The organism is Nonomuraea maritima (assembly GCF_900100395.1).
Lineage (GTDB): Bacteria > Actinomycetota > Actinomycetes > Streptosporangiales > Streptosporangiaceae > Nonomuraea > Nonomuraea maritima.
Window position 1 is genome coordinate 57,042 of the sequence record NZ_FNFB01000018.1, and the last position, 26,542, is coordinate 83,583.

General features: G+C 71.3%; 24 protein-coding genes and 1 pseudogene. 15 read left to right on the forward strand and 10 right to left on the reverse strand.

Going from position 1 to position 26,542, the window contains the following annotated elements:
• Positions 1-11 precede the first annotated feature (11 nt).
• Positions 12-1,202 carry a class I SAM-dependent methyltransferase gene (locus BLR04_RS25370; RefSeq protein WP_245740490.1) on the reverse strand — a complete coding sequence of 397 codons (1,191 nt, stop codon included), beginning with the start codon at positions 1,200-1,202 and terminating at the stop codon, positions 12-14.
• A gap of 386 nt (positions 1,203-1,588) precedes the next feature.
• On the opposite strand from BLR04_RS25370, the gene groES reads away from it, so the two are divergent.
• The 3 genes and pseudogenes from groES to BLR04_RS41920 all read left to right on the forward strand — a co-directional run.
• Positions 1,589-1,900 carry a co-chaperone GroES gene (groES, locus tag BLR04_RS25375; RefSeq protein ID WP_043623565.1) on the forward strand — a complete coding sequence of 104 codons (312 nt, stop codon included), beginning with the start codon at positions 1,589-1,591 and terminating at the stop codon, positions 1,898-1,900.
• Positions 1,901-1,973: 73 nt separating this feature from the next.
• On the forward strand, positions 1,974-3,593 hold the full coding sequence (groL, locus tag BLR04_RS25380) for a chaperonin GroEL (protein ID WP_090769783.1): 1,620 nt from the start codon (positions 1,974-1,976) through the stop codon (positions 3,591-3,593).
• Between the two features lie 216 nt (positions 3,594-3,809).
• Positions 3,810-3,899: pseudogene (locus BLR04_RS41920) on the forward strand (sigma-70 family RNA polymerase sigma factor); the annotation flags it as partial.
• Positions 3,900-3,994: 95 nt separating this feature from the next.
• On the opposite strand, the gene BLR04_RS25390 reads toward BLR04_RS41920, so the two are convergent.
• Together BLR04_RS25390 and BLR04_RS25395 are read right to left on the reverse strand one after the other, a co-directional pair.
• Positions 3,995-4,201 carry a cold-shock protein gene (locus tag BLR04_RS25390; protein WP_090769787.1) on the reverse strand — a complete coding sequence of 69 codons (207 nt, stop codon included), beginning with the start codon at positions 4,199-4,201 and terminating at the stop codon, positions 3,995-3,997.
• A gap of 327 nt (positions 4,202-4,528) precedes the next feature.
• Positions 4,529-4,795 (reverse strand): helix-turn-helix domain-containing protein, encoded by a 267-nt coding sequence (locus BLR04_RS25395; protein ID WP_245740513.1) that lies wholly within the window; start codon positions 4,793-4,795, stop codon positions 4,529-4,531.
• 689 nt (positions 4,796-5,484) lie between these two features.
• On the opposite strand from BLR04_RS25395, the gene BLR04_RS25400 reads away from it, so the two are divergent.
• From BLR04_RS25400 to BLR04_RS39900, 3 genes are all read left to right on the forward strand, one after another.
• Positions 5,485-6,078 (forward strand): DUF7711 family protein, encoded by a 594-nt coding sequence (locus BLR04_RS25400; RefSeq protein ID WP_425413450.1) that lies wholly within the window; start codon positions 5,485-5,487, stop codon positions 6,076-6,078.
• Positions 6,079-6,447: 369 nt separating this feature from the next.
• A complete protein-coding gene (locus BLR04_RS25405) occupies positions 6,448-7,083 on the forward strand; it encodes a sigma-70 family RNA polymerase sigma factor (RefSeq protein WP_090769927.1) in 636 nt (211 codons plus the stop codon).
• Positions 7,080-7,232: an anti-sigma-D factor RsdA gene (locus BLR04_RS39900; RefSeq protein ID WP_143022190.1), complete on the forward strand. Its 153-nt coding sequence runs from the start codon at positions 7,080-7,082 to the stop codon at positions 7,230-7,232. Before BLR04_RS25405 ends, BLR04_RS39900 begins: the two co-directional genes overlap by 4 nt.
• On the opposite strand, the gene BLR04_RS25410 is transcribed toward BLR04_RS39900, so the two are convergent.
• Both BLR04_RS25410 and BLR04_RS25415 read right to left on the reverse strand, forming a co-directional pair.
• Entirely contained in the window at positions 7,193-7,570 is a 378-nt protein-coding gene (locus BLR04_RS25410; RefSeq protein WP_090769793.1) for a DUF5319 domain-containing protein, read from the reverse strand. The genes BLR04_RS39900 and BLR04_RS25410 overlap by 40 nt on opposite strands.
• Before the next feature lie 190 nt (positions 7,571-7,760).
• Complete coding sequence (locus BLR04_RS25415) at positions 7,761-8,771, reverse strand: helix-turn-helix transcriptional regulator (RefSeq protein WP_090769794.1); 1,011 nt, start codon at positions 8,769-8,771, stop codon at positions 7,761-7,763.
• A 629-nt stretch (positions 8,772-9,400) separates the two neighbouring features.
• Between BLR04_RS25415 and guaB the strand changes: the two genes are divergently transcribed.
• The 3 genes from guaB (at position 9,401) to BLR04_RS25430 (ending at position 12,846) form a co-directional block, all read left to right on the forward strand.
• On the forward strand, positions 9,401-10,882 hold the full coding sequence (gene guaB / locus BLR04_RS25420; protein ID WP_090769796.1) for an IMP dehydrogenase: 1,482 nt from the start codon (positions 9,401-9,403) through the stop codon (positions 10,880-10,882).
• 16 nt (positions 10,883-10,898) lie between these two features.
• A complete protein-coding gene (locus tag BLR04_RS25425) occupies positions 10,899-12,008 on the forward strand; it encodes a GuaB3 family IMP dehydrogenase-related protein (protein ID WP_090769798.1) in 1,110 nt (369 codons plus the stop codon).
• 64 nt (positions 12,009-12,072) lie between these two features.
• Positions 12,073-12,846, forward strand: coding sequence for a phosphotransferase family protein (locus BLR04_RS25430; protein WP_090769801.1), 774 nt, complete (start codon positions 12,073-12,075; stop codon positions 12,844-12,846).
• 3 nt (positions 12,847-12,849) lie between these two features.
• Here the strand turns inward: BLR04_RS25430 and BLR04_RS25435 are convergent, their stop codons facing one another.
• The 4 genes from BLR04_RS25435 to BLR04_RS25450 form a co-directional block, all read right to left on the reverse strand.
• The gene (locus BLR04_RS25435) at positions 12,850-13,674 is read right to left on the reverse strand and encodes a class II fructose-bisphosphate aldolase (protein ID WP_090769803.1); all 825 of its coding nucleotides are present in this window, start codon (positions 13,672-13,674) and stop codon (positions 12,850-12,852) included.
• 11 nt (positions 13,675-13,685) lie between these two features.
• Positions 13,686-14,618 carry a 1-phosphofructokinase family hexose kinase gene (locus tag BLR04_RS25440; protein WP_090769804.1) on the reverse strand — a complete coding sequence of 311 codons (933 nt, stop codon included), beginning with the start codon at positions 14,616-14,618 and terminating at the stop codon, positions 13,686-13,688.
• On the reverse strand, positions 14,615-15,751 hold the full coding sequence (gene nagA / locus BLR04_RS25445) for an N-acetylglucosamine-6-phosphate deacetylase (RefSeq protein WP_090769806.1): 1,137 nt from the start codon (positions 15,749-15,751) through the stop codon (positions 14,615-14,617). The genes BLR04_RS25440 and nagA overlap by 4 nt, the downstream gene beginning before the upstream one ends.
• Before the next feature lie 117 nt (positions 15,752-15,868).
• On the reverse strand, positions 15,869-16,747 hold the full coding sequence (locus tag BLR04_RS25450; protein WP_090769808.1) for an SIS domain-containing protein: 879 nt from the start codon (positions 16,745-16,747) through the stop codon (positions 15,869-15,871).
• Positions 16,748-16,874: 127 nt separating this feature from the next.
• Here BLR04_RS25450 and BLR04_RS25455 point away from each other — a divergent pair, with 127 nt between their 5' ends.
• Both BLR04_RS25455 and BLR04_RS25460 read left to right on the forward strand, forming a co-directional pair.
• A complete protein-coding gene (locus BLR04_RS25455) occupies positions 16,875-17,645 on the forward strand; it encodes a DeoR/GlpR family DNA-binding transcription regulator (protein ID WP_090769809.1) in 771 nt (256 codons plus the stop codon).
• A gap of 98 nt (positions 17,646-17,743) precedes the next feature.
• Positions 17,744-19,486, forward strand: a complete 1,743-nt coding sequence (locus tag BLR04_RS25460) for a glycerol-3-phosphate dehydrogenase/oxidase (RefSeq protein ID WP_090769811.1) — start codon at positions 17,744-17,746, stop codon at positions 19,484-19,486.
• 197 nt (positions 19,487-19,683) lie between these two features.
• Here BLR04_RS25460 and BLR04_RS25465 read toward each other — a convergent pair whose 3' ends face one another.
• Entirely contained in the window at positions 19,684-21,633 is a 1,950-nt protein-coding gene (locus tag BLR04_RS25465) for a serine/threonine protein kinase (protein WP_090769813.1), read from the reverse strand.
• A 69-nt stretch (positions 21,634-21,702) separates the two neighbouring features.
• Here BLR04_RS25465 and BLR04_RS25470 point away from each other — a divergent pair, with 69 nt between their 5' ends.
• The 4 genes from BLR04_RS25470 (at position 21,703) to BLR04_RS25485 (ending at position 26,539) form a co-directional block, all read left to right on the forward strand.
• Positions 21,703-23,361 carry an FAD-dependent oxidoreductase gene (locus BLR04_RS25470; protein WP_090769815.1) on the forward strand — a complete coding sequence of 553 codons (1,659 nt, stop codon included), beginning with the start codon at positions 21,703-21,705 and terminating at the stop codon, positions 23,359-23,361.
• Between the two features lie 10 nt (positions 23,362-23,371).
• The gene (locus tag BLR04_RS25475) at positions 23,372-24,112 is read left to right on the forward strand and encodes an MBL fold metallo-hydrolase (protein WP_090769817.1); all 741 of its coding nucleotides are present in this window, start codon (positions 23,372-23,374) and stop codon (positions 24,110-24,112) included.
• A gap of 50 nt (positions 24,113-24,162) precedes the next feature.
• On the forward strand, positions 24,163-25,656 hold the full coding sequence (locus BLR04_RS25480) for a DUF885 family protein (protein ID WP_090769819.1): 1,494 nt from the start codon (positions 24,163-24,165) through the stop codon (positions 25,654-25,656).
• 61 nt (positions 25,657-25,717) lie between these two features.
• Positions 25,718-26,539 carry an SDR family NAD(P)-dependent oxidoreductase gene (locus tag BLR04_RS25485; RefSeq protein ID WP_090769821.1) on the forward strand — a complete coding sequence of 274 codons (822 nt, stop codon included), beginning with the start codon at positions 25,718-25,720 and terminating at the stop codon, positions 26,537-26,539.
• Positions 26,540-26,542 lie beyond the last annotated feature (3 nt).

The following is a 26,542-nucleotide window of genomic DNA, read 5'->3' on the forward strand; positions in this document are numbered from 1 at the left end:
TATTCGTGGGTTCAGGCAGGTGAGAGGGGGTGGCAGATCAGGGCAAGAGGCCTGTCGCCGACCCTGGTAAGAATGACGACAGCCGAATTTCGGCCGTTGAGCCGCAAATCGGTGCGGAGACGCTCGATATCGACAGCAGAGCCGCGCTTCTTGACGGTCACATTGCCGATGTCCCGTGCGCGGAGAGCGGCGCGCAGCTTTTTCAGTGAGAACGGAAGAACGTCCTCGATCTCATATCTCGTCGCCCACGGGGTCTCCGCCGGGTCGTCCGCGGTGATGTAGGCGATCATGGGGTCGAGCAGGCGGCCGCCGACCAGTTCGGCCACCTCGCCCACCAGATGGGCGCGAACGGCCGCGCCGTCGGGTTCGTACACGTAGCGGCCGGGCCGGCCGACCGGGGCCACCGCGCCGGTGGCGGTGAGGGTGTGCCCGCCGGGCAGCAGCGTGGCCCGCCGTCCGCCGCCGCCCCCGGTCCAGAGCGTGGCCTCCTTGACCTCGCCCTTGTACGACACCCACTCCGCCTGCGCCCCTTCGGGGATGAACTCGTACGGGATGCCGGGGGCGACCTTCAGGCACGCCAGGCTCGACCTGGAGACCAGGTCGAGCACCACCGGCCACGGCGGCGAGTAGGCCATGGGGTCGAACGTCCGTCCCTTGCCCGAGCGGCGGGCCGGGTCGGCGAACAGCACGTCGTAGTCCTCGGGACGGACGCCTGCCGCGTCGGCGACGGTCACCGTCACCAGGTCGGCCAGCCCGAGCGCCTCGGCGTTGGCCCGCGCCACGGCCACGGTCAGCGGGTCGGTGTCGACGGCGTCCACCGCGCAGCCGGCGCGGGCGAGCGCGAGCAGGTCGCCGCCGACGCCGCAGCAGGCGTCCGCCACGCGCGGCGGGTCCGCGGCTCCGGTGGTCTCGCGGTGGAGCGCCAGGAGCCGGTTGGCGCGGTGGGCGGCGACCTCCGCCCGGGTGGACTGCTCCAGGCCGTGCGGGGTGAAGTACATGAGGGCGGCGTCCGCGCCGAACTTCGCCTTGGCCCGTTCCCTGAGCGCGGCCTGGGTGAGGGCGGCGGAGGTGAGGGCGGCGTCGTACGACCTGCGCAGTTTCGTGGCGGCGGCGACCGGGTCGGCGCCGGTGAGCTCCCCGGCCTCCGCGAGTGCCCGCTGCCCGCGCGGTGTCAGCAGCTCGGTGAAGGCGTCAAGGTCCACGCCACCCGACGTTAGCGCCCCCAGCGATCCCTCCGGGCGTCGGCCCGCGTCCGTGGCCGTGGTCGCCTCTGTGGCCCCGCGCTGTGGCCGCGTTCGCGATGCCGGGACGCCGCGCCCGGTTTCCTCCAGGTTTCGTGCGGAAGGCCACCGGGCACGCAAGAGCCTACGGGGACGGGGACATCGTCGCTGATCGAGCCGCGAACACGGGTCTGATCGCTCACAGCAAACGCGTTCGTGTTGACTGTCAAGCCCCGCTTGCATATGTTTCCTGTTGGCACTCTCCCCTTGAGAGTGCCAACGTGCGACGAGGCAGGTCTGACACCCGCGACGGCAGGCCCAGCTGGTCGCCTCTTCTGATCATTCAAATCTGAAGGGGAGGTCCGATCGTGACGACCGCCACCAAGGTTCCCGTTAAGCCGCTCGGCGACCGCATTGTGGTTCAGCCGCTTGAGGCCGAGCAGACCACCGCTTCCGGCCTGGTCATCCCGGACACCGCCAAGGAGAAGCCGCAGGAGGGCAAGGTCCTCGCGGTGGGCCCCGGCAACTGGGACGAGGACGGCGACAAGCGGATTCCGCTCGACGTCTCCGAGGGCGACATCGTCCTCTACAGCAAGTACGGCGGCACCGAGGTCAAGTACGGCGGCGAGGAGTACCTCGTGCTCTCCGCCCGCGACGTTCTCGCGATCATCGAGAAGTAGGCCGGACGTGTCGGGCCCCGGGCGCTCTTAGGGGCGGCCGGGGCCTTTGACGCTAGAGAGGACTTTCAGCAAAATGGCGAAGATCCTGGAGTTCGACGAGAACGCCCGCCGCGCGCTCGAGCGCGGTGTGAACGCTCTCGCGGACGCCGTGAAGGTTACCCTCGGCCCGCGTGGCCGCAACGTCGTCATCGACAAGAAGTTCGGTGCTCCGACGATCACGAACGATGGTGTGACCATCGCCCGTGAGATCGAGCTGGAGGAGCGCTACGAGAACCTCGGCGCCCAGCTCGCCAAGGAAGTGGCGACCAAGACCAACGACGTCGCGGGTGACGGCACCACCACTGCGACCGTCCTGGCCCAGGCCATGGTCCGCGAGGGCCTGCGCAACGTCGCCGCCGGCGCCTCGCCGCTGTCGCTCAAGCGCGGCATCGACAAGGCCGCCAAGGAGGTCAGCGACCGCCTGCTCGCCAGCGCCCGTCCGGTCGAGGGCAAGGACGAGATCGCCAACGTCGCCACGATCTCCGCTCAGGACGCCCAGATCGGCGGCCTGATCGCCGAGGCGTTCGACAAGGTCGGCAAGGACGGTGTCCTCACCGTCGAAGAGTCCAACGCCATGGGCATGGAGCTCGAGTTCACCGAGGGCATGCAGTTCGACAAGGGTTACCTGTCGGCCTACATGGTGACCGACCCCGAGCGGATGGAGTCCGTCCTCGAGGACGCCTACATCCTGCTCACCCAGGGCAAGATCTCCTCCATCGCCGACTTCCTGCCGCTGCTGGAGAAGATCGCGCAGACCAAGAAGCCGCTGCTCGTGGTCGCCGAGGACGTCGAGGGCGAGGCCCTGGCCGTCCTGGTCACCAACAAGATCCGCGGCACCTTCACCTCCGTGGCCGTCAAGGCTCCCGGCTTCGGTGACCGCCGCAAGGCGATGCTGCAGGACATGGCCATCCTCACCGGCGGCCAGGTCGTCAGCGAGGAGGTCGGCCTCAAGCTCGAGCACGTCGGTCTCGAGGTGCTCGGCACGGCCCGCCGCGTCGTCGTCACCAAGGACGCCACGACCATCGTCGACGGCGCCGGTGACGCGCAGGCGATCGAGGACCGCGTCAAGGAGATCAAGATTGCCATCGAGCAGTCCGACTCCGACTGGGACCGCGAGAAGCTGCAGGAGCGTCTGGCCAAGCTCGCCGGCGGTGTGTGCGTGCTGCGCGTCGGCGCCGCCACCGAGGTGGAGCTGAAGGAGAAGAAGCACCGCCTCGAGGACGCGATCTCCGCGACCCGCGCCGCGATCGAGGAGGGCATCGTCTCCGGCGGTGGCTCCGCGCTCATCCACGTCTCCAAGGACCTCGACGACCTCGGTCTGTCGGGCGACGAGGCCACCGGTGTCGGCATCGTGCGCCGCGCCCTCGTCGAGCCGGCCCGCTGGATCGCCGAGAACGCCGGTCTCGAGGGCTACGTGGTGACGCACAAGGTCACCGAGCTGTCCGCCGGTCATGGCCTCAACGCCGCCACCGGCGAGTACGGCGACCTGATCGCGCAGGGCGTCATCGACCCGGTGAAGGTCACCCGCTCGGCCGTGCAGAACGCGGCTTCGATCGCGGGCATGCTCCTCACCACCGAGGCGCTCGTCGTCGACAAGCCCGAGGAGGAGGCCCCGGCCGCCGGCCAGGGCCACGGTCACGGCCACGGCCACTGACCCCTCGCTGGTTCGACCGCATCGGCCCGCCCCCACGAAGGGTGCGGGCCGTTCGGCTTTCCTGAGGCCGTCCGTCCTGCGGGCGGATGAGTGTTTCGCTTCACAGCCATCAGCGGCCGGGACGGGCGAAGCAGGCGCAAGCGGAGCGCCCGACTGAGGTCATGGGCGAAGCCCGCGCCGGCGCGGCGCCTGCGGCTTCCCAGCCACGCAGGCTGCGCCGAGATCGAGGCGCTCGACCGGCTGCCTGACAGCGTCCTGATGAACCTGCGCTCGTTGCCGGAGGACTTCCGCGTGGCCGTCTACCTGACCGCCGCCTCGCGCACGTGCGCGAGGCGGCGGCCGGGAACGAATCAGGGCCCGCACCCGTGAAGGTGCGAGCCCTGATCAGTGGCGGTGCTTGGTCAGGCGGGAACGATGTTCTCGGCCTGCGGGCCCTTCTGGCCCTGCGTGACGTCGAAGGCGACCTTCTGGCCCTCGTGCAGCTCGCGGTAGCCGCCCTGGGAGACGATGTTGGAGTAGTGCGCGAAGACGTCGGCGCCGCCGCCGTCCTGCTCGATGAAGCCGAAGCCCTTTTCCGCGTTGAACCACTTCACGGTGCCGGAAGCCATGTTGATCTCCTCTAGATAGGTGCATAGCCGAAATCCGCATCGGACGAATTTCGCGTCGCTGCGCGATAGGACCACACCCGGAGGAAACCGGAAAACAAAAAGTGCACCCGAGGCTACATACCGTCAGGTGCACACAAGTTCTTATGGGTACCACAACTGCAACTTGTTCAAGGTAGCACACCGTCAGCCTGCTGCGCATGCGCCGCGGCGTGTCGCGCCTGACGTTCCAGCGGCGGGGAGCCCGCATCCGCACGCTGCGCGGACTCCGTAGGTGGTTTCCGGAAGCGGTGTGGCCTGGTCCTGACCGCGTGGACCAGGCCGCCGGTGTCAATGCCCTGCCGCGCTCTCGCGTTCGTATTCGGCGTTGATGCGCAGCGCTTCTGCGAGCTGGTCCTCCAGGATGATGATCCGGCAGGCAGCTTCCACGGGGGTGCCCTGGTCGACGAGTTCCCTGGCACGCGCCGCCAGGCGGAGCTGGTAGCGGGAGTAGCGGCGGTGGCCGCCGCTGGAACGTTTCGGCTCGATCAGATGGGCGGCGCCCAGCGCCCGCAGGAACGTGGGGGTGACGCCGAGCATCTCGGCGGCCGCGCCCATGCTGTAGGCGGGATAGTCCTCATCGTCGAACCGGTCCTCGGCCGTGAGCCCGGCCGTTTCCTTGATCCTGCCACGAGTGAGCGAGTCACCCTCGGCAGCCGAGCGACGTTGATCCATACATTCCTTTCTCATCACGCCACAGGGGGCCCCGGCGCCTGTGCGCCGGGGCCCCGAAGAGTTCAACACCATCTACCGGCCATCCGGCCGGCTTACTGTTTTCCGCACCCGCCGTACTGAGCGGCGATGATGCGTGGATCGCGGATGCGTGACCGTAGACCACCTTCCTATCTGTGGAGCTGCGGTACCCGAGCGGCGAGACTCAGCCGGCAACGGGCGATCCTGATGGCGTCAGCACTCCCTTCATCTTTTTCTTCCGGACCTCTTGTCCAACTTCACCTTCGGCAGCGCGTCCACGGTCAGGGCCTCTGACTACTGCGATGGCCCGTCACGTCCGACCTTCTGCCTCCAACTTCAGCGTGCTCCGGGCAGTTCGTCGTCATGCCAGTAACTGCTTCTGCTGCCCGGCGGATCCGTTCCTTGCGATGTGAGAAACCGTAGCGCCCGCGGCGGCGAATGTCTACTGCGGCGGCAATAGATTTCTTGTGCGGCGGATGGAGGATCACCGCGGGTGAGCGTCCGGGCCGGGACGGTCGTACCCTGGGCGCGGACGACGGGCGGGAGGTGGGCCGGTGCGGTACCGGCGGGCGGTGGAGCGGCTTCGGATGCTGGCCCGGGCGTGCGATCAGACGAGGCGTGTCCCGGTGGACGAGCCGTTCCTGCGGGAGGCGTACGTCTTCGGCGATCTTGTGGCGGGGGCCGACCCGGTCGAGCAGATCGAGGTCGTCCTCGTGCTGAATCTGCCACCGGAGGAGGTGTCCTGGGGGACGCAGCCGCCCGGCACCGCGTGGCTGGTCGACTTCCTGGAGCTGGACAAGGGCGGGGTGGCGTACCGGTGGCGTTCGCGTCGTGACCCGGTGGCGAATCACCGCATCCATGACCCGGTGCGCTTCTGGTCGCTGGAGGGCATCGACGAGTCCGTGCTGGAGGCGCTGGAGCACCGACGCCAGGAGGACCTTCGCCGGCCCGCCACGGAGACCCCCGCGGAGCCCGCCGACGTCGAGGGGGAGTTGCGTACGGCTCTGGAGCACCTGCGTGCCGTGCACGCGGCGTACTGGGACCGGAAATGGCGGCGTGAGCACCGCGGGCTGTCCCGCCACCCCGAGCACCATCTGTGGGAGGCCGTGCAGGGCTACCTGGACCTTCTCGACGTACGGGGCGAGTAGTCCGCGCGGCAGATGCCCAGAGGCTCCAGGCGCTCGCCCTCGGGGAGCGCGGCAGATGGCGCGCCTCCAGCCTCCAGGTTCTCGTCCTGGGGAGCGTGGTGGGCGGGCCACGGCCTGAGGGGCTCGTTCGTGGGGGATTCGGGTGGTGAGTGGATGTGGGGGAAAAGTTGGATTTATGGCGGTAAACCGTGGCGAGGTGATAAGCGTCCGAGGTCTGGCATATATCGCGCATTCAGGGTAAAGGGCTGAAACATTATGTCAGTGCATCAGCCTTAGTGTGGTCATCCGATTACGCCTGGTTATCGAAGCGTCAATGTGACCAATCCGTAGCCGTTCGCTATGACGACAGGCCGGATCAGTGCGGGCATCATGCCTATCGTGAGCGAGGGAAGCGTCGCCGACGCCAAAATTGGGGTAAGGCTCGCGTCGAGACTTCCGGCACGGACGGATGACTCCGACCTTAGGGAACTGACGAGCCTCGCCGTGCAGGGAGATCGCAGTGCGATCGAATCCCTGCTCGGGGAGTTGCGTCCGATGGTGGTGCGCTATTGTCGCGCCCGGCTGGGCAGGGTTTCAGGGCAATATCACATTGCTGATGACGTCGCCCAGGAGGTGTGCATCGCGGTGTTGTCCGCGCTGCCGCGATACCGCGACATGGGGCGGCCTTTCGCGTCGTTCGTGTTCGGGATCGCCTCGCACAAGGTGGCCGACGCGCTGCGGAGTTCCGTGCGCTCGGCCGTACCGACTCAGGATCTGCCCGACGGGCCCGACGAGGGCCCCGGGCCCGAGGAGACGGTGGTCCGCTACATCGAGGTGGAGCACGCGCGGCGGCTGCTGGCCAAGCTGCCCGACAACCAGCGCGAGTTGCTGCTGTTGCGGGTGGTGTCGGGGCTGTCGGCGGAGGAGACCGGTAATGTACTCGGCATGTCACCAGGAGCGGTTCGCGTCGCCCAGCATCGGGCGCTGGCGAGGTTGCGGCAGATGGCCGAGCTGGAGTCGGCTTGACTCCTGAGGAGGAGACCGACGCGCTGCTCGACGCGCTCGGCCGTGGCGAGATGACTGATGCGTTCGATCCGGCCGCGCGGCTGCTGGCCGCGTTGCTCGACGACGTGAGTCAGTGGCGTTCTTCGGTGTCGATGACGCCGTCGACGTAGCCCCTCGCGTAGTCCCAGCTCACGTAGTCTGCCGGGTCGGGCTGGAAAGCCGGCTCGTGCACCTGGGGCCGGCCCTTCTCGATCATCTGTTTGAGGTTGCCGCGCAGCAGCTCCCAGTCGAAGAAGTGCTGCTCGCCGCACTCGGGGCAGTCGAGTACGAGCCCCAGCACGCCCTGCGGTTCGAGCAGGGTACGGAAGACCTCCACATCGGCGAGATCGGTGATGGCCTCGTCGCGCTCGGCCGCGGTGAGCGGCTCGGCGTCGTCGAGATCCCCCATCGCCGACGAGGGGTCGTTGGGGTCGTCCGCGAACGGATCGCGGGGGACGTCTTCCAGCACCTTCCCACCATATGACCGAAGCGGCCCGCGTGGCGGGTATTACCTCTGCCGACCATGGCGGGCGGGTTTCACGCCTGTGTGAACGCGGGGGCCGGAGTGGCGGTGGTTGCCTGAGGGCGTGGTTGGGGCAGTTCTGCGCCTCTTCGGAAGCGCGGCAGGCCGCGCGTGGCTCTGTGGCTGTGGGGCGCGCTCAGGTGAGCCAGCCGCGGCGGGCCGCCTCCACGCCCGCGTGGAAGCGGGACTGGGCGCCGAACTCGGTCATCGCGTCGGCGAAACGGCCGCGGACCGTGCGTACCGACACGCCGAGCTGGCGGGCGATGGACTCGTCGCTCATGCCCTGCGCGGCCAGTCGCAGCACCTGCAGCATGCCCTCGCCCCTGCGGCCGTGCATGATCGGTACGGCGCGGGACCACAGCTCCTCGAAGAGCGTGCGCAGCATGCCCACCACGACAGGGGTGCGGACCAGGTAGAAGTTGTAGGCGTGGTCGGGCAGGTTGCCGCCCCAGTGCGCGGGCAGGCCGGCCACCTCGTCGCCCGCGGCCATGAACCAGCTCGGCAACCGGTCGAGGGTGCGCACCCGTCCGCCGGTCTCGGCCATGCGGGTCAGCTGGTCGCGTACGCCGGGCAGGGAGAGCGTGGAGACCGGGACGATCACGTGGACGCTCAGCAGGCCGCGCTCCTGCGCGTCGATCCACGGATCCGCAAATTTCCGCACAAAGTCGATCAGCGTGCGCTCGTCCGGGACCGCGGTGACCAAGCGCATCGGCGGCGCCTGCACCGCGATGCCCAGCACGCTCTCGTACAGGACGTCGGCGCCGCTCGCCATCTCCACCGTGAAGGGGCCGCTGCGGTAGTCGCGGCCGGCGTCGTAGTCGCGGATCAGGTTGCGGATCGAGCCGAGCGCCGAGTCGATCCTGCGGCTCTCCTCGGCGAGCCGGTCGAGACGCCGGGCGATCAGCCGCCCGAGCGCGGCGGCGGGGTGGCGGGGCTGGTAGTGGCCGGACTGCTCGTCGACGACGCCCAGCCTGACGAGGTCGTCGAGCTGCCGGCCCACCGTCTCGACGGATCCGTCCATCGCCTGTGCGAGCTCTTTGCGCGTCGCTCGGTGCAGGCGGAGGACCGCCGAGTAGAGCGCGGTCTGTGCCGGATCGAGGCCCAGGATCTCGAAGGGATCGGACGCGATGTGCGGCTCGTTGCGCATGCGGGCGGCTCCGTCGGGGGGACACGGGCGTGTCGCGAGGATAACTCCGCTTCAGGCCGCTGTCCCTCACTTTCGGGGACTCGTTCGCTTCCCCGGACGGGGGTTCGCGGAGGTGCAACTTGGTGCAACTGCACGTTTGCACCTTGTGCGACGTCGTTGAGTGACGCACGCTTTACCCAGCGTCGGCATCGAGGGCGCGGCCGCGGTCCATCCGGACGCGGAGGGGGGTTCGGTGGCGCCACGCCGCCGCGCCCGATGCCGGTGGCCGGGGGACGAGACTGATCACCGACGGTCTCGTCCCCCGGCGCTTTCTCGTGCCGGGGGCCACGACGGACCGTGGGGGTCGTTGTGCCCCCGGCACCGCCCACGGCACCGACTCCGGCGCCGGGCGCCGGGGTCGCCCCCGCCACCACCGAACACGCGCCGACCGCGCGCCGAACGCGCGCCGGGACGAGCGCCGAGCGAGCGCCAGGATGAGCGCCGAGCGAGCGGCGGGGTGAGCGCCGCATGAGGGCCTGGATCTGCGCTGGACGAGTGCTGGGATGAGCGCGGGTGGGGCGCGGGTTCGGTTTTGGAGGCAGGCCCTAGACTTAGGGGCATTCAGCGCAACGGCAGGAGGGGGCCGCAGCATGTCCAAGTTCACCGAGATGGGTCTGACCTTTGACGATGTGCTGTTGGTGCCCGCATATTCAGACTTGCAACCAGGCGAGGCCGACACCGGGTCCCGGCTGTCACGCGGCATCACGCTGTCCATCCCGCTGATCTCCGCCGCCATGGACACCGTGACCGAGGCCCGCATGGCGGTCGCCATGGCCCGCCAGGGCGGCATCGGCATCCTGCACCGCAACCTGTCGATCGAGGAGCAGGCCCAGCAGGTCGACCTCGTGAAGCGGTCCGAGGCCGGCATGGTGACCAACCCGGTGACGTGCAGCCCCGACGACACGCTGGCCGACGTCGAGCGGCTGTGTGCGACGTACCGGATCTCTGGGGTTCCCGTGACCGACGAGTCGGGCAAGCTGGTCGGCATCGTGACCAACCGCGACATGCGCTTCGAGACCGATCACAGCAGGCCCGTGCGTGAGGTCATGACGAGGATGCCGCTCGTCACCGCGCCGGTCGGGGTCTCGCGCGACGACGCCTTCTCCCTTCTGCGCAAGAACAAGATCGAGAAGCTGCCGCTCGTCGACGACGACGGCCGGCTGCGCGGTCTGATCACCGTCAAGGACTTCACCAAGAGCGAGCAGTACCCGCTGTCCACCAAGGACGCCGACGGCCGGCTCATCGTCGGCGCGGCCGTGGGCGTCGGCGGTGACGCCGAGCTGCGCGCCAAGGCGCTGATCGAGGCGGGGGTCGACGTGGTGGTGGTCGACGTCGCCCACGGTCACTCCCGGGGTCTGGCCGACATGATCGCCAAGATCAAGGCCAACGCCAAGGTCGACGTCATCGGCGGCAACATCGCCACCAGGGCGGGCGCGCAGATGCTGGTCGACGCGGGCGCCGACGCGGTCAAGGTGGGCGTCGGGCCGGGCTCGATCTGCACCACCAGGGTCGTGGCCGGGGTCGGCGCGCCGCAGGTGACCGCCATCTACGAGGCCTCGAAGGCGTGTGCTCCCGCCGGGGTGCCGGTGATCGGCGACGGCGGCCTGCAGTACTCCGGCGACATCGTCAAGGCCATCGCGGCCGGCGCCGACACCGTCATGCTCGGCTCGCTGCTGGCCGGATGCGAGGAGTCGCCCGGTGAGCTCATCTTCATCAACGGCAAGCAGTTCAAGTCCTACCGCGGCATGGGGTCGCTGGGCGCCGTACGCAACCGCGAGCGCGGTGGCGAGTCCTTCAGCAAGGACCGCTACGCCCAGGCCGACGTCGGCGGCGAGGACAAGTACATCCCCGAGGGCATCGAGGGTCAGGTGCCCTTCCGTGGCCCGGTCGCGGCCGTCGCTCACCAGCTCGTCGGCGGTCTGCGCCAGGGCATGTGGTACGCGGGCTGCCGCACCATCGAGCAGATGCACACCGACTGCGAGCTCATGCCCATCACGGCGGCAGGCCTCAAGGAGAGTCACCCCCACGACATCCAGATGACCGTGGAATCTCCGAACTATCACAGAAGGTAAGTTCATGACTCAGCAGGTGGAGATCGGCCGGGGGAAGACCGGGCGGCGGGCGTATTCGCTTGACGAGATCGGTCTGGTGCCCTCGCGGCGTACCCGTGATCCTGAAGAGGTCTCGATCGCCTGGCAGATCGACGCCTACCGGTTCGAGCTGCCCGTGGTCGTCGCTCCTATGGACAGCGTGGTCTCGCCGGCCACCGCCATCGCGATCGGCCGGCTCGGCGGCCTGGCCCCGCTCGACCTCGAAGGGCTCTGGACGCGCTACGAGGACCCGCAGCCGCTGCTGGAGGAGTGCGCGGCGCTCGACCAGCAGGCGGCCACCAAGCGGCTGCAGGAGATCTATGCCGCGCCGATCCAGGAAGACCTGATCGGCCGGCGCATCGAGGAGATCCGCGCCGCCGGCGTGACCACCGCCGTGCGTCTGTCGCCGCAGCGTACGGTCCAGTACCACAAGGCCGTGATCGACGCGGGTGTCGACATCTTCGTCATCCGCGGCACCACGGTCTCCGCCGAGCACGTGTCGGGGCGGGCCGAGCCGCTCAACCTCAAGCAGTTCATCTACGAGCTCGACGTCCCGGTCATCGTGGGCGGGTGCGCCACGTACACCGCGGCCCTCCACCTCATGCGCACCGGCGCGGCGGGCGTGCTGGTGGGCTTCGGCGGCGGCGCGTCGCACACGACGCGCAACGTCCTCGGCGTGGCCGTGCCGATGGCCACCGCGATCTCCGACGTCGCGGCGGCGCGGCGCGACTACATGGACGAGTCCGGCGGCCGCTACGTGCACGTGATCGCCGACGGTGGCATGGGCACGTCCGGCGACATCGCCAAGGCCATCGCCTGTGGCGCCGACGCCGTGATGGTGGGCTCGCCGCTGGCCCGCGCGGTCGAGGCGCCTGGCCGCGGGTTCCACTGGGGTTCTGAGGCCCACCACCCCGACCTGCCGAGGGGCCGGCGGGTCGAGTTCGGCTCGGTCGGCACGCTGGAGCAGATCCTGCACGGGCCGTCCAGCGTGGCCGACGGCTCGATGAACCTCATGGGCGCGCTCAAGCGCACCATGGCCTCGACCGGCTACTCCGACATCAAGGAGTTCCAGCGCGTCGAGGTCGTCGTCGCGCCGACCCAGCGCTGACGCTCTGCTCGCTCCAGGCCGCCGTCCTCGCGGACGGCGGTCTGTTTGCGTCTAGCATGCCGGGATGGCCGATCTTCAGCACACGCACGAGCTGACGTACGTCGGGTCGCGGGTCGTCAAGCGGTTCGTGGACGGCAAGGCGGGCGCGGCCGAGCGCGAGTGGCGCGCGCTCGGCCTGCTGGCCCGGTACGCGCCCGGGCTGGCGCCAGAACCGATCGCCTTCGACGGCGGCGCGGTGACCATGTCGCGGCTTCCGGGGGAGTCGTTGCGCGGGCTGTCGCCGCTGAAGGTCCCGCTGACGGCGCTGGCCGAGGCCCTGGCCGAGCTGCACGCGGCGGTGCCGTCCGAGGTGCTGAGCACTCTCCCCGTACGGCCGTGGCAGGTCGACGCCGTGGCCGTGTGGGTGCGGGAGCGGGCGGCCGGCTGGCTGCCGCGTGACCCGGAGGCCGACCGGGCGGTGCGGGAAGGGCTGCGGTGGCTGGAGAGCTGGAGGCCGGGTGAGGCGGGCGTCACGCCGGTGTTCGGGGCCGGTGACGGCAACCTCTCCAACTTCTTGTGGGACGGGTTCCGCGTCCGTGTCGTCGACTTCGAGGACTCAGGGAGCAGCGACCGGGCGTGGGAGCTCGCCGAGCTGGCCGAGCACGTGTCGATGTGGGTGGACGGCGAGGTGGGGATCGCCGAGCTGTTCGAGCTGGACCCCCTGGAGAGCCGCCGCCTGCTGGAGTGCCGCAGGCTGCAGGCGCTCGTCTGGCTGTTCCTGCTGTCGCACGAGGGGCCGCGCAACCCGCCGGGGACCTTCCGGCGCCAGGTCGAGCGCACCCTCGCCGTCCTGGGGTGAGGTTCAGCCGGTGAGGACCCCGAGCAGGTGGGTGACCTCGCGGGCGATCGCGTCGCGGCCCGCCGCGACGTACTTGCGGGGGTCCACCACGCGTTCGTCGCCGGTCAGGTAGTCGCGGATCGCGCCGGTGAACGCCTGGTTCAGGTGGGTGGCGATGTTGATCTTCTTCATGCCCCGGCGTACGGCCTCGCGCAGCACGTCGTCCGGCACGCCGGACGACCCGTGCAGCACCAGCGGCACCGGTACGGCCGCCCGCAGGCCGGCGACGAGGTCGAGGTCGAGCACCGCGTCCTTCGTCGTCATCGCGTGCGAGGTGCCGACCGCCACGGCCAGCGCGTCCACGCCGGTCCTGGCCACGTAGTCGACGGCCTCGTGCGGCCTGGTCCTGGCGCCGGGCGCGTGCACGCCGTCCTTGCCGCCGACCTCGCCCAGCTCCGCCTCCACCCACACCCCGCGCTCGTGGCAGTACGCCGCCACCTCGGCGGTCGCGCGGACGTTGTCCTCGTCGGGCAGGGCGGAGGCGTCGTACATCACCGAGCCGATGCCCAGCGCCACCGCCTCCTCGACGAGCGCGCGGCCGGTGGCGTGGTCGAGGTGGACGGCGACCGGCACCTCGGCGCGGCGGGCGACGGCCAGGCAGGCGAGCGCGAGGGGCTCCAGCGCGCCGTGGTAGCGCACGCAGTTCTCGCTGATCTGCAGGACGACCGGCCGGCCTGCCGCCTCGGCGCCGGTGACGACGGCGGTGGCGTGCTCCAGCTGGATCACGTTGAACGCGCCCACCCCGCCGGGGGACTGCCGGACGATGTCGCCGATGGCGGTCAAAGGCATGGCGCGGCTCCTTACGAGACGGTGATCTGGGGGTGGATGTCGGCGTACACGTCCGGGTCGATCTCCCCGGCGACGGGCGTGGCGACGGCCGCCGCGCCGAGCGCCGCGGCGCGGCGGAGCGTGTCGGGCCACGGGGTCCGTTCGACCAGGGCCAGCGCGAGCCCGGCCACGAGCGCGTCGCCCGCGCCGGTGGGGTTGCCGTGCACGGTGTACGGCATCCGTGCCCTGAACGTTCCCTCGCCGGTGACCGCCAGTAGGCCGTCGGCTCCCATGGAGACCACGACGGCTCCGGCGCCCCTCTCCCGCAGTGCCCCGGCGGCCTCGGTCAGGGTGCCGCCGGGGACGGCTCTGGCCAGCTCGTCGGCGTTCGGCTTGACGACGGCCGGGCGGCCCTCTGCGGCGTGGCGCAGGGGCTCGCCGTCGGCGTCCACGACGGCCGGGACGCCACGGGCGGCGGCGATCGCGGCCAGGGTGGCGTAGAACCCGGCGGGGACGCCGCGCGGCAGGCTCCCCGCGAGCACCACCGCGCCGGCGCCGGACAGCAGCTTCTCGTAGCGCCGCGTGAAGGCGGTGAGCTCCCCGGACGTCACGTGGGGCCCCGGCTCGTTGAACAGCGCGGTCCGCCCGGAGCGCCCCGGTTCGTGGGGGTGGGTGTGGGGTTCTGTGATGGTCAGGGTGGTGCGGGAGTCACCGGCCACCGGGGTCAGGGCGTGGCGGAGGGGGGCCGAGCGGAGGTCGGCTTCCACGGCGTGGCCGGTCCGGCCGCCGGCGAGGCCGGTCACCAGTGTGTCGTGGCCGAGCGCCGCGAGGACGCGGGCCACGTTGACGCCCTTGCCGCCCGCGCGCCGGTGCACCGCGCCGACGCGGTTGACGCCGTCCCAGTCGACGCGCGGCACCTCGTACGTCACGTCGAGGGCGAGGTTGAGCGTCACGGTGAGGATCAACGCGGCTCCGTGATCCAGTGGCCGTCCTTCATCACGCCGTCCACCTCCAGGGAGTCCGACAGGACGACCAGGTCGGCCGCCTTTCCTGCGGCGATCGAGCCGATGCGGTCGGCCAGGCCGAGCACCCGCGCGGGCGTCAGCGAGGCGACCTGGACGGCGTCGGCCAGCGACATGCCGACCTCGCGCACGCTACGCCGGAAGGCGACGTCCATGGTGAGCGTGGAGCCCGCGATCGAGCCGCCCTCGACGAGCCGTGCCACCCCGCCCTCGACGCGCACCCGCATGGGGCCGAGCACGTAGTCGCCGTCGCCGAGCCCGGTGGCCGACATGGCGTCCGTGATCAGCGCCGTACGGCCGGGACCGGTCACCTCGTACGCCAGCCGCAGCATGGCCGGGTGGACGTGGACACCGTCGTTGATCAGCTCGATCGTCACCCGCTCGTCGTCCAGCAGGGCCGCGATCGGGCCGGGCGCGCGGTGGCCGAGCGGCGGCATCGCGTTGTAGAGGTGGGTGGCCACGCTCGCGCCCGCCTCGATGCCGGCGATCGTCTGGTCGTAGTCGGCGTCGCTGTGGCCGATGGCCGCGATGACGCCTTCGGCGACCGCCGCCCGGATCGTGTCGAGCGCCCCGGACAGCTCGGCCGCGATGGTGACCATGCGGACGTGCCCGCGTCCTGCCTCCAGCAGTTCGGCGAGCTCGCCGGGCGTCGGCTCGCGCAGCAGCGTCGGGTCGTGCGCCCCGCAGCGGGCCTTGGCGATGTACGGGCCCTCGAAGTGGATGCCGGCCAGCAGCCCTTCCTCGCACAGCTCCGCGAGCGACGAGGCCGCGCTCTTCAGCCCGTCGATCGAGTCGGTGACGAGGCTGGCGACCATCGTGGTGGTGCCGTGCCTGCGGTGCAGCTCGACGGCGTCGCGCGCCTTGCCGAGGTCGCCGGTCGGGAACGAGCCGCCGGCGCCGCCGTGGTTGTGGATGTCGACGAACCCGGGCACGACGTGCCGTCCGCCCAGGCTGAGGCCGGGGCCGGGAGCGGATCCGTGGCCGACGTGGGTGATGCGGCCGTCCTCGATGGTCAGCCACCCCTCGTGGACCCCCGCGGGGGTCACGAGCCGGGCGTCGGCAAGCGTAAGGCTCATCTCATTCTCCTCGTGCGTGGAGACCGCGGGCCACAGCCTTGGGGAGGTGACGCGGCACTGCGCCGCAGGATACTGGCGGTGCCGTGACACGTGATCGGTGCGTCCCGCTCACTCGGATCACTCGGTGGGCGAGAGGATCACCGAACGCGTGAGGTGCATCGGCTGGTCGGGGTCGAGGCCGCGGGCGTGGGCACGGGCGACGGCCACCCGCTGGGCCCGGATCAGCTCGGCCATGGGGTCGAGGTCCGACTCGACGAACGTGCCGCCGGCCTGCTCGACCTGGGCGCGCAGCCCTTCGGGCGCGGCGCCCAGCATCCAGGTGACGCGTCCCGGGGCGGCGATGCTGATCGGGCCGTGCCGGTACTCCATCGCCGGGTACGCCTCCGTCCACGAGCGGGACGCCTCGCGCATCTTCAGCGCGGCCTCCTGGGCGAGGCCGACCGACCACCCGGTGCCGAGGAAGCTGAACTGCTCGGCGTCGACGAGCTCGGCGGGAAGGGGCTCGGCCACGGCCCGTTCCGCGTCGGCGACGGCACGGGTGAGGTCCTCGCCGAGGCCGGCGCGGAGCAGGGCGAGCTGTGTGGTGGCGAAGCGGGTCTGCACGACCGAGCGCTCGTCGGCGTAGTCGAGGACGACGACCTCGCCGGCGGCGGTCATGATCGGCGTCTCGGGGTCGGCGGTGATGGCCGTGGTCCTGGTGGTGGTCCTGGCCAGCAGCTCCAGCACCTCCGTCGTGGTGCCCGAGCGCGACAGGGCCAGCACGCGGTCGTACGGCCGTCCGGCGGGGAACTCGGAGGCGGCGAAGGCGTCGGTCTCGCCGTGCCCGGCGCGCTCGCGCAGCACGGCGTACGCCATCGCGATGAACCACGAGGTGCCGCAGCCGACGACGGCGACCCGCTCGCCGGGGCGGGGCAGCGCGTCGGCCGGCACGTTCGCGACGGCGCGCCGCCAGCACGACGGCTGGGACGCGATCTCGGCCTCGGTGTGGCTGGTCACCGCTTACCTCCGCATATTTGAGCGTTTCTGCTCTTTTTATAGCATGTAGGAGCAAAAATGGGCAGTTTTCGCTCAGTGTGCGGGGTTGTGCCACGCTTGCTTCGACCTCGACCCAAGGGAGGCCGACGTGTCCCGCTACGACCGCTGGAACGCCATCATGGAGCTGCTGGTCCGGGAGGGCAGGCTGTCGGTGGAGGAGGCCGCGCGGGCGCTGGAGGTCTCCACGGCGACGATCCGGCGCGACCTCGACCAGCTGGCCCAGCAGCAGATGCTCATGCGTACGCGGGGCGGCGCGGTGGCGCAGAGCGTCAGCTACGACCTGCCGTTGCGCTACAAGACGGCCAGGCACGCCGACGAGAAGCACCGCATCGCGGCCGCGGCGGCCGAACTGGTGACACCGGGAGCGGTCGTCGGGCTCAACGGCGGCACCACGACGTCCGAGCTGGCCCGCGCGCTCGCCACGCTGGCGACGCTGGAGAGCGGCTTCACGGTCGTCACGAACGCGCTCAACATCGCCGCCGAGCTGACCGTCCGGCAGCACGTCAAGATCGTGGTGACCGGCGGGGTGGCGCGGCAGCAGTCGTACGAGCTGATCGGGCCGCTGGCCGGCGGCGTGCTGGAGCAGGTGACCCTGGACGTGGCCTTCCTCGGGGTGGACGCGCTCGACGTCGAGTGGGGCGCCTCGGCCCACCACGAGGGGGAGGCCGGCGTCAACCATCAGCTGGTCAGCAGGGCGGCGCACGTCGTGGTGGTGGCCGACTCGTCCAAGCTGGGGAAGCGGGCGTTCGCCCGGATCTGCCCGATCGACGAGATCGACACGCTGGTCACCGACGCGCGGTTGCCGGACGAGTCGGCCGCCAGGTTCGCCGACGCGGGCGTGAAGGTCATACGGGCCTAACCGCAATTCGGACGTAAGGTCACGGAACCGGCGTTACGTGTCGAGGTTCTGGCGGTAGGTATGGGAGGGCAGGCGACATTGCCGTCCCAGGGGGAGTTATGACGTCCGGAAGGGGCGCGGCCCGGCTCGGGCCCGCGCAGCGCGCCGAGGCGCTGGAGCGCATGGTCGCGAAGGAACTCGACGTGGTCGTCGTCGGCGGTGGCGTGGTGGGGGCGGGGATCGCCCTCGACGCCGCGACGCGCGGCCTCGACGTGGGGCTGGTCGAGGCGCGTGACTTCGCCTCCGGAACCTCCTCGCGCTCGTCCAAGCTGATCCACGGCGGGTTGCGCTACCTGGAGCAGCTCAACTTCGAACTCGTACGAGAGGCGCTCCAGGAGCGGGCGCTGCTGCTCAAGCGGATCGCGCCGCACCTCGTCAGGCCGGTGCCGTTCCTGTTCCCGCTGACCCACTACGCCTGGGAGCGCCCGTACGTGGGCGCCGGGGTGGCGCTCTACGACACGCTCGGCTTCGCCACCGGGCTCAGCCGGGGCGTGCCAGGCCATCGGCACATGTCCAGGTCGCGGGCGCTGCGTCTGGCTCCGGCGCTGAAGAAGTCGGCCTTCACCGGTGCGGTCCAGTACTGGGACGCCCAGGTCGACGACGCCCGCTACGTGATGATGCTGCTGCGCACCGCGGCCACGTACGGGGCACACGTCGCGCCCAGGGCGCAGGTGGTCGGGTTCCTGCGCGAGGGCGAGCGGGTCACCGGCGTCCGCGTGCGCGACCTGGAGGCGGGAGGCGAGTTCGAGGTGCGCGCCCGGCAGGTGGTCAACGCCACCGGCGTCTGGACCGACGACATCCAGGAGCTCGTCGGCGGCCGGGGCCAGATCCACGTGCGCGCCTCGAAGGGCATCCACCTGGTGGTGCCGCGCGACCGGATCCACTCGCTGACCGGGATCATCCTGCGTACGGAGAAGTCGGTGCTCTTCCTGATCCCGTGGGGCAGGCACTGGATCATCGGCACCACCGACACCGACTGGAAGCTCGACAAGGGCCACCCCGCCGCCTCCCGGGCGGACATCGACTACCTGCTCGACCACGTGAACGCGGTGCTGTCGGTGCCGCTGACACGCGACGACGTGGAGGGCGTCTACGCGGGGCTGCGTCCGCTGCTGTCGGGGGAGTCCGACCAGACCTCGAAGCTGTCCCGCGAGCACGTGGTGGCCCATCCCGTCCCGGGCCTGGTCATGATCGCGGGCGGGAAGTACACGACGTACCGGGTCATGGCCAAGGACGCCGTGGACGCCGTCGCGCACGGGCTCGACCAGCGGGTGCCGCACTCGTGCACCGACAGCGTCCCGCTCGTGGGCGCCGAGGGTTACCAGGCGCTGTGGAACTCCAGGCACCGCCTCGCCCAGAGCTCCGGGCTGCACGTGGCGCGGATCGAGCACCTGCTCCAGCGGCACGGCTCGCTGATCGACGAGGTGCTGGAGCTGATCGAGCGCGACCCGGCGCTGGGCCGGCCGCTGTCGGGGGCCGACGACTACCTGCGGGCCGAGATCGTGTACGCGGCCACCCACGAGGGGGCCAGGCACCTCAACGACGTGCTGACGCGGCGTACGCGGATCTCCATCGAGACCTTCCACCGCGGGCTCGCGGTGGCGCAGGAGGTGGCGGAGCTGATGGCCGAGCCGCTCGGCTGGGACGGCGAGCAGGTCAAGAGGGAGGTCGAGTACTACGCCAAGCGGGTGGAGGCCGAACGCCGCTCACAGGAGCAGGACTCCGACCAGGAGGCCGACGCGATCAGGCTGGGCGCCCCGGAGATCGTCCCGGTGGTCGGCCCCGAGGAGCAACCCGAGTGAGTGTGTGGGCGGCCCGCGGCGCTGCGGGGTCCGCGGACCGCCCGCTCCCGGATGGCTTTCAGGGTTTGTCGCAGGCGGGAGCGCAGGTGCGCCGCCTGATTCGACAGCTCCCTGTCGGTAAAGTTTTCATCATTTGTCCGGAAAAGTCCATAAAGGATGCTGGAAAACCCAACTGTCCATCCTGCTACGGGAAGGTCTCATGAGCCTCCGGCGCGGTGGCGGGTGAAGATCGGCAGCACGTCGAGGTCATCCGTCTTCTCCAGCAGCTTGCGTACGAACCTGCCGTTGTAGTCGACGACGTGAATCTCGTCGGCGGCCGCGTTGTCCTCCTCCCAGCAGTACAGGTGGTCCTCGTCGTAGAAGCCGAGAACCTCGTCGCAGTCGGAGATGAACTCCCGCAGCCGCTTGCCCGTCGCGGTGTCCCACAGGCAGTGGGTGCCGTCACCGCCGTTCGGGCAGTCGCTCACGAACATCCGCCCGGACGGCGAGAACAGGTCCTGGGCGCCGGACGGCAGCGTGCCGATGTCGGCCGTGGACCGCTTCGCCTGCCCGTCGGTGCCGAAGAAGCGCAGCCGCCGGTGATCCTCGTCGCCGAAGAAGTTGACCGCGCCCTCGTCGCGGTCGTCGAAGCCGAACGTGTTGGCACGGACGGCCGTGTCGGACACGTTGACGGTGGTCGCCTTCCGCGCCGCCACGTCGACCAGCACGTAACCGGGGTTGACCCACTTCCCGTCGCCGTCCTTGCGCTCGACGTTCAGCAGGATCGTGGAGCTGTCCCGCGACCACCGCTGGATGCTGGCCGACAGGGGCTTCTTGACCGTCTTCACCGTCGTACGGTCGCCCGTCCGCCGGTCGGTGAGGACGACGAAGTCGAAGTCGTCGGAGCTGTAGCTCTTGCTCCGCGCCGCCAGGTAGCGGCCGTCGGGCGAGACGGTCGTCTCGAAGTTGTCGCCGTAGCGCCGGAACGCGCCGTCCAGCGAGTCCCTGGCGTAGTCGACCCAGTCCTTCGTGTCCTCGTCGTAGATCTCGTACGAGGTCAGGGTGATGGCGTCGGCGGGGTTCTCGTACAGGTGGAGCGCGCCGCCGGGGAGAGTCGCGCGGGTGCCGGAGGACGGCACGGCCCGCTGCGCCGACGGCCGGACGGACGTCGCGGACGCCGCCGCCGTGGGCCCCGCACCGGAGGTGGGGCCCGTACGGGTGGCCACGAACACCCCGGCGACCACCACCAGCGCGGCCGCCACCGCGAGCCCGGCCGACAGCGGCCCGCGCCTCCTGCGCGGCGCCGGCGCCGTGGCGGAGGCGAACGAGGCGGCCTCGGCGAGCATGCCGGAACCGGACGCCGAGCCCTGCAGCAGCCGCTTGATGACCTGCTCGGCCGTGGGCCTGAGCGCGGGGTCCTTCGCCAGGCAGGCGGCCACCACGTCACGCAGGACGCCGTCGAGCGGGCCGAGGTCGGGCTGCTCGTTGAGGACGCGGTTGAGCACCGCGGGCATCGTGTCGCCGCCGAACGGCCCATGCCCCGTGGCGGCGAAGACCATCGTGCCCGCCCACGCGAACATGTCGGCCGCCGGCCCCGCCGGACGTCCCATGATCTGTTCCGGGGCCATGTACGCCGGGGTCCCCACGATCGCGCCGCTGATCGTGGCGTTGGCGTCGAGCGCCCGCGCGATGCCGAAGTCGATCACCCGGGCCCCGTCGCCCCCGAGGATCACGTTGGCCGGCTTGAAGTCGCGGTGGACGATGCCGGCCTGGTGGATCGCGGCCAGCGCGGTCGCCGTGCCGATGGCCAGCCGGTGCAGGGCCGAGCCCGTGCGCGGGCCCTCGTCCCGCACGACCACGCTCATGGGCGGGCCCTCGATGAACTCGCTCACGATGTACGGCCGGTCGTCCTCGACGCCGGTGCCGAGGACCGCGGCGGTGCAGAAGGGCGCGACCTGCCGGGCGACCTGGACCTCGCGCAGGAACCGCTCGGCGCTCACCCGGTCGCCGGACAGGTCGGGCCGCAGCCACTTGACGGCGACCCGGGCGCCGGAGGAGTCTTCGGCGAGGTAGACGACACCCTGGCCGCCCTCGCCGAGCCGGCCGAGCAGCGCCAGGCCCCCCAGTTGCCGCGGGTCACCTGGCCGGAGCGGAGCGTAAGACGGCATGCCAAGATTCTGGCCTCAGGTCGGGCCGCGTCAAAAGCACCTCTCGGTAACGCCAAGGAGTGACCGCCTGTGAGCTTCGACGTCATCGTCATCGGCTCGGGCTTCGGCGGCAGCGTCACGGCGCTGCGGCTGGCCGAGAAGGGCTACCGGGTGGGCGTCCTCGAGGCGGGCCGCCGCTTCGACGCCGCCACGCTGCCCGCCACGTCGTGGCGGCTGCGCGACTTCCTGTGGGCGCCGCGCCTCGGGCTGAAGGGCATCCAGCGCATCCATTTGCTGCGCGGCGAGCGCGGCACCCGCGTGCTGGTACTGGCGGGCGCGGGGGTCGGCGGCGGCTCCCTCGTGTACGCCAACACGCTGTACGAGCCGCTCGACCCGTTCTTCGCCGACCCGCAGTGGGCCTCGATCACCGACTGGAAGGCTGAGCTCGCCGGCCACTACGACCAGGCCAGGCGGATGCTGGGGGCGGTCGTCAACCCGACCGTCACCCCGGCCGACGCCGTCATGCGCAGGATCGCCGAACGTATGGGCGTCGCCGGCACGTTCCGCCTCGCGCCCGTGGGCGTCTATTTCGGCGAGGACGGCGTCGACCCCTACTTCGGCGGCGCGGGTCCCGCCCGGCGGGGCTGCGTCGAGTGCGGGGCCTGCATGACCGGCTGCCGGTACGGCGCCAAGAACATGCTCACCGAGAACTACCTGTACCTCGCCGAGCGGGCCGGCGCGCAGGTGTACGCCGAGTGCACGGTCACCCGGGTGCGTCCGCTGCCGTCCGGCGGCTACGAGGTGCTCGCGGGCCGGACGGGGTCGCCGCACCGGCGCCGTACGTTCACCGCCAGGCAGGTGGTCCTCGCGGCCGGCACGTACGGCACCCAGCGGCTGCTGCACAGGCTGCGCGCCGACGGCACACTGCCGCGCCTGTCGCCGCGGCTGGGCGCGCTGACCCGTACCAACTCCGAGGCGCTGGTCGGTTTCGAGCGCGACTCGGTCGAGGGCGAGCGGCTCAACGAGGGCCTGGCGATCACCTCGTCCTTCCATCCCGACGACGAGACCCACGTCGAGCCCGTCCGTTACGGCGCGGGCTCCAACGCCATGGCGCTGCTGCGCACCCTGCTGGTCGACGGCGGCGGCTCGCGCCTGCGCGGCTTCGCCCGCGAACTGGCCGCGCACCCGCGGCGGGTGCTGCGGCTGCTCGACGTGCGCCGTTGGTCGGAGCGGAGCCTCATCGCCCTGGTCATGCAGGCGAAGGACAACTCGATCACCGTACGCCGCACCCGGTGGGGCCTGCGGGCGGCGCGGGGCCACGGCGAGCCGAACCCCACGTGGATCCCGGCCGCGCACGAGGCCGTGCGTCTCGGCGCGGAGGAGATCGGCGGCGTGCCGATGGGCACGTGGCTCGACCTGTTCGACATCCCGACCACGGCCCACTTCCTCGGCGGCTGCGCCATCGGCGACTCGCCGCGCACGGGCGTGATCGACGCCTACCACCGGGTGTACGGCCACGAGGGGCTGCACGTCGTCGACGGTTCCGCGGTGTCGGCGAACCTGGGGGTGAACCCGTCACTGACCATCACCGCCCAGGCGGAGCGGGCGCTGTCGTTCTGGCCCAACGCCGGCGACCCTGACCCGCGTCCGCCGCTGGGCTCGCCGTACGTACGGATCGAGGCGGTCGCCCCGCGCAGCCCGGCCGTGCCGCCGGACGCCCCCGCCGCACTCGGGACACCGGGGGAATAGCCTGCAGCGCATGAGGATTCGTTACGCCGGCGGGCCCACGGCGGTCCTGGAACTCGGCGGAGTGCGACTGCTGACCGACCCGACGTTCGACGAGCCGGGCGACTACCCGATCGGCTCCAGGAAGCTCACGAAGACCGGGGTGTCCGCGTTCGGCGCCGCCGAGGTGGGGCGGGTCGACGCCGTGCTGCTGTCGCACGACCAGCACCCCGACAACCTCGACAGGGCCGGGCGGGCGTACCTGTCGGGCGTGCCGCTGGTGCTGTCGACACGAGCCGCCGCCGAGCGGCTCGGCGCGCCGGTGCGGGCGCTGCCCGACGGCGAGTCCGTCGAGGTCGGCGGCGTACGGGTGACGGGCGTGCCCGCCCAGCACGGGCCCGACGGCACCGAGCACCTCGTGGGCGAGGTGACCGGGTTCGTCCTGTCGGGCGAGGGCCTGCCGACCGTGTACGTCAGCGGCGACAACGCCTCGCTCGACGTCGTCCGCACGGTGGCGGCGCGGTTCGGCCGGATCGACGTGGCCGTGCTGTTCGCCGGCGGGGCGCGGACCCCGCTGGTCGACGGCTACCTGACGCTCACCAGCGACGACGCGGCGGTCGCGGCCGACCTCCTCGGGGCCCGGCACGTGGTGCCGCTGCACTTCGAGCACTGGGCGCACTTCACCCACGGCCGGGAGACGCTGGAGCGGGCCTTCGAGGGCTTCGGCGAACGCCTCAGCCTGCTGTCGCCGGGGGAGAGCGTCACCCTGTCCTGACCGCACAAATGCCCTGTTTCACCGGCAGGCACGTGCGCTAGCGTCGGCGCATGACACAACTTGACGCGAGGCTGCGCGCCGTCATCGACCTGATCGCGGCCGAGGCCCGTGAGGGCGGTGGCAGGCACGAGTACGATGGGAAGATCCAGGATCTGTCGCCCGACGGCGTACGCGCCGGGCTGGCCGGGCTCGGCGACGGGCCGCTGCCCGGCGACGCGCACGACGCCCGCCACCTCGAGGTGTTCGAGGAGAGCCTGCGCTACCAGTTCGGCGAGCTCGAACTGCACCGCAAGAACCCCATGGTGCACCTGAACAACCTCGAACTGGCCTGCTACGACCGCGACTACGCGCCGGAGGAGGAGCGCGTGGCCGCCAAGGCCGCCCATCTCGCGCTCTGGCCCGAAGCCGTCGACCAGGCGATCGCCTCGCTCGACCAGGTGCCTGCCCCGGTCGCCACGTCCCTGATCGGAGCGGTGAAGGGCCTGTCGGCGGGCGTCACCGACGAGGCCGCGCTGAAGGCGCACGAGCGGCTCGTCGCCCACGTCGAGCGGGCCACGACCGAAGGTGACCCCGACGCGGCGCTCGGCGGCGAGGCGCTGGCGAGGCTCATGGGCAGCGCCGAGGGCCTGCCCGTCGACCTCGGCAGGCTGGCCGAGCGCGCCGACGCCGAGCGCGACCGGCTCATGGGGCTGCTCGCCGAGTCGTGCGCCAAGCTGGGCGAGAAGGACCGCGCGCCGCTCGACGTCGTACGTGAGCTGGTCAAGGACCACCCCGACGCCGACGGCGTGATCGAGGCGGCCCGCATCGGCACCGAGAAGGCGATCGCCTTCACCCGCGAGAAGGACCTCGTGCCCTACCACGACGGCGAGTGCCTGGTCGGCCCCGCGCCCGAGTCGCGCCGCTGGGCGATGGCCATGATGGCGTGGAACGCGCCCGGCGAGCCGGAGGGCCCGTCCTGGTACCACGTGACCCCGCCCGACTCCTCCTGGCCGCGCGAGGAGCAGGAGGAGTGGCTGGAGGTCTTCAGCCGGGCGACGCTGCCCGCCATCAACGTGCACGAGGTCGCCCCCGGCCACTTCTCGCACTCCAGGGCGCTGCGGCGGGCCCCTTCGGACGTCCGCAGGCTGCTGCAGTCGTCGGCGTTCATCGAGGGCTGGGCCCACTACGCCGAGGAGCTGTGCGTCGAGGAGGGCTTCGAGGCCGACGACCCGCGCTTCGAGATCGGCGTCTGGGTGGAGGCGCTGATCCGCGTCACCCGCCTGGCGTGCGCGATCGGCGTGCACACCGGCCAGATGACGGTCGAGGAGGGCGCCCGGCGCTTCGCGTCCGACACCCACATCGCGGGCCCGGCGGCGCTGTCGGAGGCCCGGCGGGCGTCGTTCGACCCGACGTACGGCCGTTACACCTGGGGCAAGCTGCTCATCATGGACCTGCGGGAGCAGGCCCGTGCGCAGTGGGGCGCCGGCTTCACCGTGCAGCGCTTCCACAAGGCCCTGCTCGACCTCGGCGCGCCGCCTCTCGGCCTGATCGGCGCGGTTCTGTAGGGTCACGGCCGGATCGGGGAAAGTCCTTCACGACAGCCTGATCACGCCAGGGAGGTGGCCGGTGCGCGAGCTCTCCGGCAAGGTCGCGGTGGTGACGGGCGCCGCCAGCGGCATCGGGCGCGCCCTGGCCCTGCGGTTGGCGGCCGAGGGCATGACGCTGATGCTCGCCGACGTCGACCGCGGCGGGCTCGCGCAGACGGCGGCCATGGCCGGCGACGCCGAGGTGCTCACCCAGATCACCGACGTCTCCGACGCCTCGGCCGTCCGTCACCTGGCCAACCGCTGCTTCGGCGAGCTGCGGGCCGTCCACGTGCTCTGCAACAACGCGGGCGTCTTCCAGGGCGGCCACATGTGGACGCGCGACGAGGACGACTTCGCCTGGCTGCTCGGCGTCAACCTGTGGGGCGTGCTGCACGCCGTCCACGAGTTCGTGCCGCGCATGATCGGGCAGGACACCGAGGGCCACGTCGTGAACACGATCTCCGCGGCCGGGCTGCTCGCCACGCCAGGCACCGGCGGTTACCTCGTCACGAAGCACGCCGCGCTGGCCGCGTCCATGGCGCTCGCCCAGGACCTGGCAGCGACGGAAGCGAAGCTGCGGGTGACCGCGCTGTGCCCGGGGCCCGTACGGACGCGCATCGCCGAGTCCGACCGGGCCCGCCCGCCAGGCCCGGCCGGCCGGGCCACGCAGGACGAGCTCGCCTCCAGGCAGGCCATCAGCAGCGCGGCCGAGCACGGCGTGGAGCCGTCCGAGGTCGCCGACCTCGTGGTGCGGGCCATCCGCGAGGAACGGTTCCTCGTGCTGACCGACCACTCGGACGCGGCGCTGCTGCGCGAGCAGGCCGAGGCGCTGCTCGCCGGCGACCTGCCGGGCCGCCGGTGACGG